A 15384-nucleotide genomic window follows, 5' to 3' on the forward strand; every position below is an offset into this window, starting at 1 on the left:
ACGGTCACGGGCGGGGGTCTATGGCCGGGCGATTTCGCAGAGGGAGGATCATCCATGGTCGTCCCAGTATATCGGCGCCGACCCGGCCTGCCACGGGACCCGTCACCAGCTGACCGGGAGCGCCTTGCCCTCTTCGTAGCCCGCTGCGGACTGGATGCCGACGAGTGCGCGGTCGCGGAACTCGTGGAGGGTGCGGGCGCCCGCGTAGGTGAACGAGCTGCGCACGCCGGAGGTGATCATGTCGAGCAGGTCCTCGAGCGAGGGCCGCAGCGGGTCGAGGTAGATCGAGGACGAGGAGATGCCCTCGGCGAAGAGCTCCTTGCGGGCGAGCTCGTACGGCGAGAGGCGGTCGAAGCGTTCGCGGACCGCTTTCGTCGACGCCATGCCCCAGCTCTCCTTGAAGAGGCGGCCGGATGCGTCGTGCCGCAGCGTTCCGGGCGCCTCGATGGTGCCCGCGAACCAGGACCCGATCATGACCGACGACGCGCCGGCCGCGAGCGCGAGCGCGACGTCGCGGGGGTAGCGCACTCCCCCGTCGGCCCAGACCCGTGCGCCGAGCTCGCGCGCGGCCTCGGCGGTCTCGAGCACCGCGGAGAACTGGGGCCGGCCGACCGCGGTCATCATGCGGGTGGTGCACATCGCGCCCGGGCCGACACCGACCTTCAGCACGTCGGCGCCGGCGTCGACGAGTTCTTCGACCGCGGCGGCCGTCACGATGTTGCCGGCGACGATCGGCAGGCCGAGGTCGAGGTCGCGCACGATCGACACCGCCCGCAGCATGCCGTCCTGGTGGCCGTGCGCCGTGTCGAGCACGAGCATGTCGACGCCCGCGGCGGCGAGCGCGCTCGCCTTCGCGGCGACGTCGCCGTTGATGCCGACGGCGGCCGCGACGCGCAGGCGCCCCTCGCGGTCGACGTTCGGTTCGTAGATGGTGCCGCGCAGGGCGCTGCGTCGGCTCAGCGTGCCGACGACGCGCCCGTGCTCGAGGACCGGGGCGAAGTCGAGCTCGGCCTCGACCATGAGGTCGAACGCCCGGCGCGGGCTGTCGACGTCGTCGGCGTCGAGCGAGGCGATGCCGCCGTGCACGAGGTCGCCGAGGCGGGCGTCGGGCAGTGCGCTCGCGAGCCGCGTCGCGGTGAGGCATCCGACGTAGTCGCCCTTCGCGTCGTGGAGGACGATGCCGTGCCCCTCGAACGCCGGCAGCTGCTCGAGCGCGTCGGCGACGGTCGCGTCGGGGCTGAAGTCGTGCGGCGTGTCGAAGCGGGGCGACTGCGACTTCACCCAGCGGATCGACTCGGCCAGGTCCTGCAGGTGGAGGTCCTGCGGGAGCACTCCGAGACCTCCGCGACGCGCGAGCGTCGCCGCGAGACGGGGCCCCGTGATCGAGTTCATGTTCGCCGAGACGATCGGAATCGACGCGCCCGAGCCGTCATCGGGCGCGAGCGAGACATCGAGCCGGCTCGTGACGCCCGAACGGCTCGGCACGAGGAACACGTCGGAATACGTCAGGTCATGGGTCGGGGCCGTCCGGTAGAACTCCATGCACTCAGGGTATGCCGCGCCACTGCGACGTGCACGAGGGTGCTCGCGCGGGGTTTAGGCTTGTCTGGGTGATCGGCCACGACGCGTTCGCGGCGGGTCGGTCTCCGCAGATTCCAGCATCAACGGAGAGAGTGGGCGAGCGGCTGTGTCGAGCCAATTGACCGGAGCGGGATCCGACGAAACGGCGTCGGGCGAATACGGAGCCAACGAATGGCTCGTCGACGAGATGTACGAGAAGTTCCTCGCCGATCCCGACTCGGTCGACCAGACCTGGAGGCCGGTGCTCGAACGTCGCCGCGCCCTGAGCGAACAGGGCACTGCGGCGCCCGCGACGAACGGCACCGCGCCGCAGGCGCCGGTCGCCCCGGCGCCCGCCGCCGACGCGGCTGAGCCCGCCGCACCCGCGAGCACGCCCGAGCCCGTGATCGGCCAGACGCCGGCCGCACGCACCACCTCGGTCGCGCCGCGCACCCAGCCCGTCCCCGCCGACGTCCCCGTCACGAGCCCGCAGCCCGTCATCGCCGACGCGCCGGCCGAAGACGAGGTCGTGCCGCTCAAGGGCATGCCGAAGGCGCTCGCCGCCAACATGGACGCCTCGCTCACCGTGCCCACCGCGACGAGCGTGCGCACCGTGCCGGCGAAGCTCATGATCGACAACCGCATCGTGATCAACAACCACCTGCGGCGCACCCGCGGCGGCAAGATCAGCTTCACCCACCTCATCGGCTGGGCGCTCATCCAGGCGCTGAAGGAGTTCCCGAGCCAGAACGTCTTCTACTCCGAGGTCGACGGCAAGCCGAGCCTTGTGAAGCCCGCCCACATCGGCCTCGGCATCGCGATCGACATCCCGAAGCCCGACGGCACCCGCGCCCTCCTCGTGCCCGCCGTCAAGCGCGCCGAGACGATGACGTTCAACGAGTACCTGAGCGCCTACGAGGACCTCGTCTCCCGGGCCCGCCAGAACAAGCTCAAGGCCGACGACTTCTCGGGCGCGACGATCTCGCTCACGAACCCGGGCGGCATCGGCACCGTGCACTCGGTGCCCCGCCTCATGAAGGGCCAGGGCTGCATCATCGGCGCCGGCGCCCTCGAGTACCCGGCCGAGTTCCAGGGCGCGAGCGACAAGACCCTCGCGAACCTCGCGATCGGCAAGACGATCACGCTCACCTCCACCTACGACCACCGCGTCATCCAGGGTGCGGGCTCGGGCGAGTTCCTGAAGAAGGTGCACGAGCTCCTCCTCGGCCAGCGCGGCTTCTACGAGGACATCTTCGCCGCCCTCCGACTGCCGTACGAGCCGATCCACTGGGCACCCGACATCGCCGTCGACATCGCGAGCGCGATCGACAAGACCGCTCGCGTCCAGGAGCTCATCAACTCGTTCCGCGTCCGCGGCCACATGATGGCCGACACCGACCCGCTCGAGTACGTGCAGCGTTCGCACCCCGACCTCGACATCGCGAGCCACGGCCTCACCTTCTGGGACCTCGACCGCGAGTTCGTCACCGGCGGCTTCGGCAACAAGCGCACCGCGCTCCTCCGCGACATCCTCGGCGTGCTCCGCGACTCGTACTGCCGCACCATCGGCATCGAGTACATGCACATCCAGGACCCCGTGCAGCGCCAGTGGATCCAGAACGAGGTCGAGCGGCCGTACGAGAAGCCGACCCACGACGAGCAGATGCGCATCCTCGGCAAGCTCAACGAGGCCGAGGCGTTCGAGACCTTCCTGCAGACGAAGTACGTCGGCCAGAAGCGCTTCAGCCTCGAGGGCGGCGAGTCCGTCATCGCGCTCCTCGACGAGATCCTGCAGGGCGCCGCGAAGGAGGGCCTCGACGAGGTCGCCATCGGCATGGCGCACCGCGGCCGCCTCAACGTGCTCACGAACATCGCCGGCAAGACCTACGGCCAGGTGTTCCGCGAGTTCGAGGGTGCGACGGCCGGGCAGGGCTCGGGCGACGTGAAGTACCACCTCGGCACCGAGGGCACCTTCACCGCCGACGACGGCCACCAGGTGCCCGTCTCGCTCGCCGCGAACCCCTCGCACCTCGAGGCCGTCGACGGCGTGCTCGAGGGCATCGTCCGCGCCAAGCAGGACCGGAAGCCCATCGGCACCTTCTCGACCCTGCCGATCCTCGTGCACGGCGACGCCGCCATGGCCGGCCAGGGCATCGTCGTCGAGACGATGCAGATGTCGCAGCTGCGCGCGTACCGCACGGGCGGCACGATCCACGTGAACATCAACAACCAGGTCGGCTTCACGACGGTGCCGGGCGACGCCCGCTCGTCGATCTACTCGACCGATGTCGCGAAGACGATCCAGGCTCCGATCTTCCACGTGAACGGCGACGACCCCGAGGCCGTCGTGCGGGTCGCCGAGCTCGCGTTCCGCTACCGCCAGGAGTTCAAGCGCGACGTCGTCATCGACCTCGTCTGCTACCGCCGCCGCGGCCACAACGAGGGCGACGACCCCTCGATGACGCAGCCGCTCATGTACAACCTCATCGAGCAGAAGCGGAGCGTCCGCAAGCTCTACACCGAGGCCCTCGTCGGCCGCGGTGACATCACCGAGGCCGAGTACGAAGAAGCGCACCGCGACTTCCAAGACCGGCTCGAGCGCGCCTTCGCCGAGACGCACGCCGTGCAGACCGGCGCGATCGCCGTCATCGGCGCGACCGAGAACACCCACGCCCCCGAGCCCGCCACGGGCGAGCTCGAGACCACGGGCGTCGGCGTCGAGGTCGTGCACGCGATCGGCGACGCGTTCAACAACAAGCCCGCCGGCTTCACCGTGCACCCGAAGATCCAGCAGCTGCTCACCAAGCGCCACGACATGAGCCGCAACGGCAAGATCGACTGGGGCTTCGGCGAGCTGCTCGCCCTCGGTTCGCTGCTCGTCGAGGGCACCCCGGTGCGTCTCGCCGGCCAGGACGCCCGCCGCGGCACCTTCGTGCAGCGCCACGCGGTCCTCCACGACCGCGCGAACGGCCAGGAGTGGCTGCCGCTCCAGAACCTCTCGGAGAACCAGGCGAAGTTCTGGATCTACGACTCGCTCCTGAGCGAGTACGCGGCGATGGGCTTCGAGTACGGCTACTCGGTGGAGCGCGCCGACGCGCTCGTCATGTGGGAGGCCCAGTTCGGCGACTTCGCCAACGGCGCGCAGACCGTCATCGACGAGTTCATCTCCTCGGCCGAGCAGAAGTGGGGTCAGCGTTCGAGCGTCGTGCTCCTGCTCCCCCACGGCTACGAGGGCCAGGGCCCCGACCACTCGAGCGCCCGCATCGAGCGGTACCTGCAGCTCTGCGCCGAGAACAACATGACGGTCGCGCGTCCCTCGACGCCGGCGTCGTACTTCCACCTGCTGCGTCGTCAGGCTTACGCCCGCCCGCGCCGCCCGCTCATCGTGTTCACGCCGAAGGCGATGCTGCGTCTGCGCGGTGCGACGAGCGAGGTCGCCGACTTCACCGAGGGCAGGTTCGAGCCGGTGCTCGACGACCCCCGCATCACCGACAAGTCGGCTGTGAAGCGCATCGTGTTCGTCTCGGGCAAGATCTACTACGATCTCGTCACCGAGCTCGACAAGCAGCAGAACACCGAGGTCGCGGTCGTGCGGCTCGAGCAGCTGTACCCGCTGCCCGCCGGTGAGCTCAAGGCCCTCGTCGAGCAGTACCCCGCCGACGCCGAGCTCATGTGGGCGCAGGACGAGCCCGAGAACCAGGGCGCCTGGCCGTACTTCGTCATCGAGACGAACAAGCTCGGTCCGCGCGAGGTGCAGGTCGTCGCCCGTGCGGCGGCCGCCTCGCCCGCGACGGGTTCGGCGAAGCGCCACGCGATCGAGCAGGCCGAGCTGGTCGCGCGAGCCACCACGCTGTAGCGCTCGGCGCACCACCGCAGCAACGACGAAGCGAGCGGATGCCACTGGCATCCGCTCGCTTCGTCGTTGCGGGAGTCGCGCGCACCTGCCGCGCCGGCTCACCTCCGCGAGTCGCCGGAACGTGCGCCTCCCGAGGGGGACGAACAGCACGTTCCGGCGACTCGACGCGCTACTTCTTCGCGCGGGCCAGCTTGCTCGGCCACCAGATGACCCGGCCGAGGTCGTAGGCGAGCGCGGGCACGAGGAGTGTCCGCACGAGGAAGGTGTCGAGCAGCACGCCGAACGCGACGATGAACGAGAGCTGCACGAGGAACAGGATCGGCAGCACGCCGAGCGCCGCGAACGTCGCCGCGAGCACGAGTCCGGCCGAGGTGATGACCCCGCCCGTGAGCCGGAGCCCGCGGATGATGCCCGTGCGCGTGCCGAACTTCAGCGATTCCTCGCGCACGCGCGTCATCAGGAAGATGTTGTAGTCGACGCCGAGCGCGACGAGGAACACGAACCCGAACAGCGGCACGGACGGATCCGCGCCCGGGAACCCGAAGATGTGCTCGAACACGAGCGCCGACACGCCGAGCGCGGCGGCGAACGAGATCACGACGCTGCCGATGAGGATCAGCGGCGCCACGATCGAGCGCAGCAGCAGCATGAGGATGACGAGGATCGCGGCGAGCACGAGCGGGATGACGAGGTTGCGGTCGGCGATCGCCGCGTCGTTCGTGTCGAGTGCCACCGCCGTCGGGCCGCCGACGAGCACCTCGGTGCCGACCTCGTCGAGGGAGCTTCGCAGTTCGCGCACCGTCGCCTCCGCCTCCGCCGAGTCGGCGGGGTCGACGAGCGTGGCCTGCAGCATGACCTCGCCGTCGACGACGGTCGGCTCGGGCGCCGGGGTTCCGGGCGGGCCGAAGGCCTGCACGCCGTCGGCGGTCACGGGTGCGGTGCCGGCCGGCGAGTCGGCGGATACCACGGCGACCGAGGCGACGCCGTCGGTCGCGAGGGCGACGTCGGCCATCTCCTGCAGCTCGTCCTCGGGGCCGACGATGACGGCCGGCGTGCCCGAGCCCGCCGCGAAGTGCTCGCCGAGCAGCGCCTGGCCGTCGCGGGCCTGCGACTCGCCGAGCACGAACTCGCTCGACGGCACGCCGTCGGCGTCGAGCTGCGCGAGGCCGAGCGACATGCCAGCGAGGGCGAGCACCGAGACGATCCACACGGTGCGCGGGCGACGGGAGACGAGGCGGCCCATTCCGGCCCAGAGCCCGCGGTCGGGCAGGTCGTGCTCATCGGGCGCGGATGCCTCGTGCAGCACCCCGGCCGCGTGCGCGCCGTGCGCGGGGTCGGCCGCGTCACCGCGGTGGGCGATGCGGCGCGGCCAGAACGCCGCCCGCCCCGCCCAGAGCAGGAGGGCGGGCAGCAGGGTGAGTGCCGAGAGCAGCGCGAAGACGATGCCGATCGCGGCGACCGGCCCGAGGATCTTGTTCGACGTCAGCTCGCTCGCGAGCAGGATGAGGAGGGCGACGATGACGGTGCCGCCCGAGGCCACGATCGGCTCCCACGACGCGCGCAGGGCCGCCCACGTGGCATCCCAGCGCCGTTCGTATCGCGCGAGCGTCTCTCGGTACCGCGAGATGTACAGCAGCGCGTAGTCGGTCGCGGCGCCGATCACGAGGATGAAGAGGATGCCCTGGGTCTGGCCCGAGAGGAGCAGGATGTCGGCCTGCGCGAGCGCGACCACGGTGAACACCGAGGCGCAGAGCGCCGACATGCTCGTGAACAGCACGATCAGCGGCAGGAGCGGCGAGCGGTACACGACGATGAGGATGAGGAACACCGCGGCGAGCGCGACGGCGAGCAGCAGCCCGTCGATGCCGCGGAACGCGGCACCGAGGTCGGCGGTGAAGCCGGCGGGGCCGGTGATCGCCGCGGAGATGCCGTCGACCGGCTCGTCGGCCATGATCGCCCGCAGCTCCTCGACGACCCCGCTCGACTTCGGCGCCCCGTCGGAGGTGTCGATCGCGATCACCATCTGGACGGCTTCGCCGTCGTCGGACGGGATGACGGGCGACGACTCGTCGACGAGGACCCCGTCGACATCGAGCAGTTCGTCGCGGAGCGCGTCGACCTCGTCGAGCTGCGCCTGGTCGAGCTTCGCGCCGTCGTCGCTCGCGAGCACGACGATCGCGGGGATCGCCTCCGTGTCGCGGAACTCCTCGGTGAGGGCGACGACCTCGGTCGCCTCGGCGGTGGTCGGCAGGAACTGCGCCTGCTCGTTCGAGGAGACGGCGCTCAGCTTGCCGAACGCGGAACCGCCCGCGCCGAAGGCGACGAACCAGATGAGGATGAGGACCGCGGGGATGAGGACGCGGAGCCAGGTGGGGACGGCGCGGGGCCATTTCGGCGCAGAGGTGTCGATCACACTCTCGACGCTACGAGCCGGCGGTCACCCCGCGCATCGAACGAACGATTGACGCTCGGCCCGGGGTGGCCGACGAGCGAGCGCAGCACGCGTCTCTTCCCGGTGGTCGAGGAGCGAGCGCAGCACGCGTCTCTTCCCGGTGGTCGAGGAGCGAGCGCAGCACGCGTCTCGAGACCCTGCGAGGCGAGTGCTCAGTCGACGATCGCGACCGTGTGCGTCGACTGGTAGAGCCGGATCTGCGTGAGCACCTGCACGCGCAGCTGATCGGGTGCGCTCTCGCGGCATGCGCGCTGCACGACCTCGGTGATCGCGACGCCCACGCGCAGCTCGGCCTGGCAGTCGGCGCAGTTGTCGACGTGCTCGCGGATGTCGCTCGCGTCGGCGGCCTGCAGCTCGTTGTGCAGGTACTCCTCGAGTTCGGCGCGGGCCTTCTCGCAGCCGCAGTCGGTCATTTCGTGCTCCTTGCGGGTTTGGGTGCCTTCTCGGCCGCGGCGAACCCCTGTTCGCGGGCGTAGTCGGCGAGGGACTCGCGCAGCAGCCGCCGGCCGCGGTGCAGGCGACTCATCACGGTCCCGATGGGGGTGTTCATCATGTCGGCGATCTCTTGGTAGGAGAAGCCTTCGACGTCGGCGAAGTACACGGCGAGCCGGAAGTCCTCGGGCAGCGCCTGCAGGGCGTCCTTCACGGCGCTGTCGGGCAGGTGGTCGATCGCCTCGGCCTCGGCCGAGCGGCTCGAGCGGGCGGTCGTCGACTCGGCGCCGCCGAGCTGCCAGTCTTCGAGGTCGTCGATCGTGCCCTGGTAGGGCTCGCGCTGCTTCTTGCGGTAGCTGTTGATGAAGGTGTTCGTGAGGATGCGGTAGAGCCAGGCCTTCAGGTTCGTGCCCTGCTTGAACTGGCCGAACGCCGCGTAGGCCTTCACGAAGGTCTCCTGCACGAGGTCTTGCGCGTCGGCGGGGTTCTTCGTCATGCGGAGGGCCGCAGCGTACAGCTGGTCGAGGAACGGCAGCGCCTGCTCCTCGAACAGCTCGCCGAGGGGACGGGCCTCGTCGGGGGTCTCGGTCTCGGTCGGAGCCTGGTCGATCTCGTCGGCAGTCATCACCGTCAAGCTTAGATCGTCGGCCTGCCCGGCAGCCGGGAGCACCGTTCCGATCTCCTCGACCGGTCGTTCGAGTACCGCGAGCGACATCCGCATCTCCTTCCGCGTCGCCCCTTCGGGGTTGCGACGCTACTGTTGATAACCGATGCAGATTTCGAGGTATTCCGAGCCCGAGTTCGATCCGTACGGCGACAACAGAACGACCGAGACGGATGCCGGGTGGCGCGCGCCGACCGCGACGTCGCCGTTGTCCGCCGTGCTGTCCCTGCCGGGGTCGAAATCGTTGACCAACCGCGAGCTCGTACTCGCCGCCCTCGCCGACGGGCCGTCGACCCTGCACGCGCCGCTCTGGTCGCGCGACAGCGAGCTGATGATCGAGGCGCTGCGCGCCCTCGGCACCCGCATCGAACGGGTGCCCGGCCGCGGAGAGTTCGGCGACGACCTGCACGTGACGCCGGCCGATGAACTGCTCGGGTCGACGACGATCGACTGCGGTCTCGCCGGGACCGTCATGCGCTTCATGCCCGCGGTCGCCGCGCTCGCGCTCGGGCCGACGACCTTCGACGGCGACGAGTACGCCCGCAAGCGGCCCATGTCGGGTGTCATCGAGGGCCTCAAGGGCCTCGGCGTCGACCTCGACGACGACCGGCGGGGCACCCTGCCGTTCACGGTGCACGGCACGGGCCGGGTCGTGGGCGGCGCGCTCGAGATCGACGCCTCGGCGTCGAGCCAGTTCGTCTCGGGCCTGCTGCTCTCGGCGGCGCGTTTCGAGCAGGGCCTCGACCTCCGCCACGTCGGCGAGCGGCTCCCGAGCATCCCGCACATCGAGATGACGATCGAGACCCTCGCCGCACGCGGCGTCGAGGTCGCCTCCCCCGAGACGGGCCGCTGGGTCGTCGCGCCGGGTCCGATCCGGGCGATCGACGTCTCCCTCGAGCCCGACCTGTCGAACGCGGCGCCGTTCCTCGTCGCCGCGCTCGTCGCCGGCGGCTCGGTCACGATCACCGGATGGCCCGACGAGACCACGCAGGTCGGTGCGCAGCTCGCCGACCTCCTCCCCCGCTTCGGCGCCCGCGTCGAGCGCGACGGCGACCGGCTCACCGTGCACGCGCCGACCCCCGCGCCCGGCGGCGGCCGTGGCATCCGGGGCGTCGAACTCGACCTCTCGGAGGCCGGCGAACTCGCCCCCAACCTCGTCGCCCTCGCCGCCCTCGCCGACGAGCCGTCGACGATCACGGGCATCGGGCACATCCGCCATCACGAGACCGACCGGCTCGCCGCCCTCGCGACCGAGCTCAACGGGCTCGGCGGGCGCGTCACCGAACTCCCCGACGGCCTGCACATCGAACCGGCGCCGCTGCACGGCGGCCCGTGGCGCGCCTACGCCGACCACCGCATGGCGACGAGCGGAGCGATCGTCGGGCTCGCCGTCGAGGGCGTCGTCGTCGACGACATCGCCTCGACGGGCAAGACCCTGCCGCAGTTCACCGAGCTGTGGGAGCGACTTCGCGCATGAGCTGGTGGAGCACCGACGACGACGATGACGACGAGCCCGAGTTCGACGAGTCGAGCGTCAGGGTCCGCCCGAACCGTCGGGGTTCCAGGCCGCGCACGAAGGTGCGGCCCGAGCACGCCGACGCCGTCACCGGCACGGTGCTCGGCGTCGACCGCGGCCGCTACTCGGTGCTCGTCGACGAAGGCGGCTCCGACGAGCGCGAGCTGACCGCGGCGCGCGCCAGCGAGCTGCGCCGCAAGTCGGTCGTCACGGGCGACCACGTCGACCTCGTCGGCGACGTCACGGGCGACGAGGGCAGCCTCGCCCGCATCGTGCGGGTGCAGGAGCGCTCGACGCTCCTCCGTCGCAGCGCCGACGACACCGACGAGGTCGAACGCGTCATCGTCGCGAACGCGGACCAGATGCTCATCGTCGTCGCCGCGGCGAACCCCGAGCCGCGGGTGCGCCTCATCGACCGCTACCTCGTCGCCGCGTTCGACGCGGGCATCAAGCCGCTGCTCTGCATCACGAAGACCGACCTCGCCGACCCGCAGGAGTTCCTCGACAACTTCCCGGGGCTCGATCTGCCGGTGTTCCGTTCGCGCACCGACGCGATGCCGCTCGACGAGATCACCGAGGCTCTCCTCGGCCACCGCACCGTGTTCGTCGGGCACTCGGGCGTCGGCAAGTCGACGCTCGTGAACGCGCTCGTGCCGAGCGCGCACCGGGCGACGGGTCACGTGAACGTCGTCACCGGGCGCGGGCGCCACACGTCCTCGTCGACCGTGTCGCTGCGCATCGAGCGCGACGACCGCACCGGTTGGGTGATCGACACCCCGGGCGTGCGCTCCTTCGGGCTCGGACACGTCGACCCCGCGAACATCCTCGGGGCGTTCACCGACCTCGCCCGCATCGCCGAAGACTGCCCCCGCGGCTGCACGCACCTGCCCGACTCACCCGACTGCGCCATCGTCGAGGCCGTCGACGACGGCGAGCTCGGCGAGACGGGGCGCGCGCGCCTCGACTCGCTGCAGCGGCTCCTCGCGACGTTCGCCTGACCGGCGCCCCGAACCGGCGCCGGTGGGCGCCGACCGTCCCGCCACGGGGCATCCGCTCATCGAAAGCGTGCCTACGATGGGTGACATGACCGATGCACGACTTGGCCAAGGCGACCTCGCCCCCGACTTCACCCTCGACGATCAGGACGGCACGCCCGTCACCCTCTCGTCGCTGCGGGGCACGAAGGTCGTGCTCTACTTCTACCCCGAGGCGATGACCCCGGGCTGCACCACCGAGGCGTGCGACTTCCGCGACAGCCTCAACTCGTTCAAGAGCGCCGGCATCCGCGTGCTCGGCGTCTCCAAGGACGCGGTGGCGAAGCTCAAGGAGTTCGCCGACCGCGACCGCCTGAACTTCACCCTCCTCGCCGACGCCGACCTCGCCGTGCAGCAGCGCTACGGCGTCTGGGGCGAGAAGTCGCTCTACGGCAAGATCGTGGTCGGCTCGATCCGTTCGACCTTCATCATCGACGAGGAGGGGCGCATCGAGCGCGCCATGTACAACGTCAAGGCCACTGGCCACGTGGCACGTGTGCGCCGCGATCTCGGCCTCGACGGCTGAGACCCGGCACCGCCCGCGCGAAACGCCTCGGGCCCGGCCGCACTGCGCGGTCGGGCCCGAGGCGTTTCGACGTCTCAGACGATTTCGGCGTCTCAGGCGTCGGCGTGGTCCTCGGGGCGCGAGTACGCGATCCTCACCGGCGTCCAGAGGAGCAGCCCGATCACGGTGATGGCGGGCACGAGCAGCGCCCAGCCCACGTCGGGGCGCGCGAAGAGCCCCTGGAACGCGCCGACCGCGATCGACACCTGCAGGATCTGCCAGACGATCGCCGCCGCCCTCGACCACGGGGCACGGCGCAGCGACGCGACCGCGACCGCCGAGATCCAGATCGCGCCGATCACGACGAGCACGAGCAACGCGATGGCCGTGGCCATCGACGAGGGTTCGAGGGTGAGGAGGTCGACCAGCAGCCAGATCACGAGGCCGACCATGAGCAGCGCCTCGGCGAAGAGCGCGACGCTCACGACCACGAGGGCGGCGCGCACGCCGCCGTCCTGCGCCGGTTCGCCCGCGGCGGCGTGCACGTCGGCGCCGCCCTTCGGGTTCGTCTCCTGGCCGGATGCCCCGGGGCCGGTCTCGTCACGTCGATTCACAGCGTTGTCCCATACATGGCTATTGATTCGAACTCTCCACTATGCGACCATTTATGAGGTCGAATTGATGCTCACAGGGACGTGAGCCGATCAGTCATGATCCTACTTCCCGAGATTCGACTTTCCCCCTGCAGCAGCCCTCACCGGCACAGCGCAATCGTGCGCGTCTGCGAACGAAGAAACCCCACAAGGAGCATCTCCATGGATTGGCGCGACAAGGCCGCATGCCTCACCGCAGACCCGGAACTCTTCTTCCCGGTCGGCAACACCGGCCCCGCCGTCGACCAGATCGAGAAGGCCAAGACGGTCTGCGCTCGCTGCACCGTCACCGAGATCTGCCTGCAGTACGCCCTCGAGACCGGCCAGGACTCGGGCGTCTGGGGCGGCCTCTCCGAAGACGAGCGTCGCGCCCTCAAGCGCCGCGCCGCTCGCGCGCGCCGCGCGGGCTGACCCCCACGAACCTCCGATGCTCCGGAGCCCGCACACGGCGGGCACCGGGGCATCGTTCGTGCACCCTCGGTCAGGCGCCTGAGTCGGCTTCGTGCGCTTGGTCCGCTTCGGGCGCTTCGGGCGCTTCGTGCTCCTCGATCGCGGAGGGCGCCGGACCGAATGTGCGCGGCACGAGGGAGATCAGCTCCTCCGCGGCCTCCCAGAACCGCTCATCCAGCTCGTCGATGCGGGCCGAGAGATCCGCCGAGGAGATCGCGGCGTAGACATCATCGATCGTGGAGACGTCGTCCGACTCGGCGATGGGCGCGAGGTGCCCCCAGAACTCCCGGAGCACGAGGAGGGTCGAGGTGGCACCGATCTCGGCGAGCGCGCCGAGCGCGGCATGCACCTCCGCCGTGCCCCAGTTGCCGAGGAACTGCAGCAGACCGCCGTTGTACCCGTCGGCCGTCAGACGCCACAGCGCGACCAGCGATCGAGAGCGCGGTGCGAGCAGTGCGACGTCCCAGTCGCAGTCCGCGAGCTCGTGCAACGCGTGTTCGAAGAGCGCATCCTGCTCGAGCACCCAGACGTTCAGCGCACCGTCCTCAGAGGCCTGACCGGCATCCGGCCAGTTGACGCCGCGTCCGTCGGCGGTCCTCACCCAGCCCGCACGTCGCTCCTCGCCCCATCCGGCGACCGTCGTGCCGACCCAGCTGATCGGCGCGGCCAGCGCGCGACCGTCGTCGAGGAGGAGGAGCACACGAGCCGGCTCGAAGACGACGTCGCGCACGGGGGCGCCTGCGACCGCGGACCCCATCGGCTCGCTACGCCTGGGTGATCCAGCGCAGCGGGATCTCGATCGTCACCTCGGTGCCGCGGCCGACGACCGTGTGCCAGTCGATGGTGCCGCCGAGCTCGCCCTGGATGAGGGTGCGCACGATCTGCGTGCCGAGCCCCTCGCCGACCTTGCCCTCGGGCAGGCCCGCGCCGGTGTCGCGCACCTGCACCGTGAGCACCGTCGACGAACGGTCGGCGCTGATCTCGACGTCGCCCTCCTGGCCGGCGAGGCCGTGCTCGACGGCGTTCGTGACGAGTTCGGTCAATGCGAGCGCGAGCGGCGTCGCGTACTCGCTCGGCAGCACGCCGAACGACCCTGTGCGCTTCGGGTGCGCCGTCGTGTTGTGCGCCGAGGCGACCTCGGCGACGAGCAGCAGCGCCCGGTCGAACACCTCGTCGAAGTCGACGTTCTGCGACAGCCCCGTCGACAGGGTGTCGTGCACCACGGCGATCGCCCCGACGCGGCGCATCGCCTGCGTGAGCGCCTCGCGCGCCTCGTCGGAGTGCGTGCGGCGGGCCTGGATGCGCAGCAGCGAGGCCACGGTCTGCAGGTTGTTCTTCACCCGGTGGTGGATCTCGCGGATCGTCGCGTCCTTGGTGATGAGCTCCTGCTCCTGGTGGCGCAGCTCGGTGACGTCGCGCGTGAGCACGATCGCGCCCGTCCGTTCGCCGCGGCGTCGGATCGGGATCGCCCGCAGCGACACCGTCACCCCGCGCGACTCGACGTCGGTGCGCCACGGCGCGCGCCCAGTCACCACGAGCGGCAATGATTCGTCGATGACGAGCTTGCCGCCGAGCAGTGCGGTCGTGACCTCGGCGAGCGACTGCCCCTCGAGCTCGTCGTCGAAGCCCATGCGGTTGAACGCGGAGAGCGCGTTGGGGCTCGCGAAGGTCGTGAAGCCGTCGACGTCGAGGCGGATGAGTCCGTCGGAGGCGCGCGGCGCACCGCGGCGCGGACCCGTCGGCGCCCCCAGGTCGGGGAAGTCGCCCGAGGCGATCATCTGGAAGAGCTCTTCGGCGCACTCGTTGAACGTGAGCTCCTGCCGGCTCGGCGTGCGGGTCGCGCCGAGGTTCGTGTGGCGCGTGATCACCGCGACGGGTTCGGCGGCGATCGCCGTCCCGGCGGAGTTGAGGCGGCGCATCACCGGCACCGCGCGCACGCGCGTCGGCATCTCCTCGTACCAGTCGGGCGCCGAGGAGTCGACGATCGCGGCGCTCGTGAAGGCCTCGGTGACGAGGTCGCGCCACTGCGACTTGATGCCCTGCCCGACGAAGTCGCGGTAGAAGAGCGTCGCGGCGCTCGACGGGCGCGAGTGCGCGACCGCGACGAAGCCGTCGTCGCCGGACGGCACCCACAGCACGATGTCGGCGAAGGCGAGGTCGGCGAGGAGTTGGAGGTCGCCCACGAGCATGTGCAGCCAGTCGACGTCGGCCTGACTGCTGCGGCCCTGGGCGAGGACGAGTTCACTGAGGGTCGACACAGAT

General features: G+C 70.7%; 12 protein-coding genes. 5 read left to right on the top strand and 7 right to left on the bottom strand.

Annotated elements, in window-relative coordinates:
* Positions 1-102 precede the first annotated feature (102 nt).
* Entirely contained in the window at positions 103-1542 is a 1440-nt protein-coding gene (locus tag ACFVTX_RS13600) for a GuaB1 family IMP dehydrogenase-related protein (protein ID WP_386900940.1), read from the bottom strand.
* Between the two features lie 145 nt (positions 1543-1687).
* On the opposite strand from ACFVTX_RS13600, the gene ACFVTX_RS13605 reads away from it, so the two are divergent.
* Positions 1688-5416 (top strand): multifunctional oxoglutarate decarboxylase/oxoglutarate dehydrogenase thiamine pyrophosphate-binding subunit/dihydrolipoyllysine-residue succinyltransferase subunit, encoded by a 3729-nt coding sequence (locus ACFVTX_RS13605; protein WP_386900942.1) that lies wholly within the window; start codon positions 1688-1690, stop codon positions 5414-5416.
* A gap of 169 nt (positions 5417-5585) precedes the next feature.
* Here ACFVTX_RS13605 and ACFVTX_RS13610 read toward each other — a convergent pair whose 3' ends face one another.
* The 3 genes from ACFVTX_RS13610 to ACFVTX_RS13620 all read right to left on the bottom strand — a co-directional run bounded on the left by ACFVTX_RS13610 (position 5586) and on the right by ACFVTX_RS13620 (position 8925).
* Complete coding sequence (locus tag ACFVTX_RS13610; protein WP_386900944.1) at positions 5586-7829, bottom strand: MMPL family transporter; 2244 nt, start codon at positions 7827-7829, stop codon at positions 5586-5588.
* Positions 7830-8020: 191 nt separating this feature from the next.
* A complete protein-coding gene (rsrA, locus tag ACFVTX_RS13615; protein ID WP_386900946.1) occupies positions 8021-8281 on the bottom strand; it encodes a mycothiol system anti-sigma-R factor in 261 nt (86 codons plus the stop codon).
* Positions 8278-8925, bottom strand: coding sequence for a sigma-70 family RNA polymerase sigma factor (locus ACFVTX_RS13620; RefSeq protein WP_386901155.1), 648 nt, complete (start codon positions 8923-8925; stop codon positions 8278-8280). Before ACFVTX_RS13620 ends, rsrA begins: the two co-directional genes overlap by 4 nt.
* A gap of 145 nt (positions 8926-9070) precedes the next feature.
* On the opposite strand from ACFVTX_RS13620, the gene aroA reads away from it, so the two are divergent.
* From aroA to bcp, 3 genes are all read left to right on the top strand, one after another.
* On the top strand, positions 9071-10441 hold the full coding sequence (aroA, locus tag ACFVTX_RS13625; RefSeq protein ID WP_386900948.1) for a 3-phosphoshikimate 1-carboxyvinyltransferase: 1371 nt from the start codon (positions 9071-9073) through the stop codon (positions 10439-10441).
* A complete protein-coding gene (rsgA, locus tag ACFVTX_RS13630) occupies positions 10438-11478 on the top strand; it encodes a ribosome small subunit-dependent GTPase A (protein ID WP_386900950.1) in 1041 nt (346 codons plus the stop codon). Before aroA ends, rsgA begins: the two co-directional genes overlap by 4 nt.
* 85 nt (positions 11479-11563) lie before the next feature.
* Positions 11564-12040, top strand: coding sequence for a thioredoxin-dependent thiol peroxidase (bcp, locus tag ACFVTX_RS13635; RefSeq protein WP_386900952.1), 477 nt, complete (start codon positions 11564-11566; stop codon positions 12038-12040).
* Between the two features lie 92 nt (positions 12041-12132).
* On the opposite strand, the gene ACFVTX_RS13640 is transcribed toward bcp, so the two are convergent.
* Positions 12133-12633 carry a hypothetical protein gene (locus tag ACFVTX_RS13640; protein ID WP_386900953.1) on the bottom strand — a complete coding sequence of 167 codons (501 nt, stop codon included), beginning with the start codon at positions 12631-12633 and terminating at the stop codon, positions 12133-12135.
* Between the two features lie 201 nt (positions 12634-12834).
* Here ACFVTX_RS13640 and ACFVTX_RS13645 point away from each other — a divergent pair, with 201 nt between their 5' ends.
* Complete coding sequence (locus ACFVTX_RS13645) at positions 12835-13083, top strand: WhiB family transcriptional regulator (RefSeq protein WP_022888365.1); 249 nt, start codon at positions 12835-12837, stop codon at positions 13081-13083.
* Positions 13084-13153: 70 nt separating this feature from the next.
* Here the strand turns inward: ACFVTX_RS13645 and ACFVTX_RS13650 are convergent, their stop codons facing one another.
* Positions 13154-13879, bottom strand: coding sequence for a DUF4375 domain-containing protein (locus ACFVTX_RS13650; RefSeq protein WP_386900955.1), 726 nt, complete (start codon positions 13877-13879; stop codon positions 13154-13156).
* A gap of 7 nt (positions 13880-13886) precedes the next feature.
* Entirely contained in the window at positions 13887-15380 is a 1494-nt protein-coding gene (locus ACFVTX_RS13655) for a sensor histidine kinase (protein ID WP_386900957.1), read from the bottom strand.
* Positions 15381-15384: the final 4 nt, after the last annotated feature.

The organism is Agromyces sp. NPDC058136, assembly GCF_042884375.1.
Lineage (GTDB): Bacteria > Actinomycetota > Actinomycetes > Actinomycetales > Microbacteriaceae > Agromyces.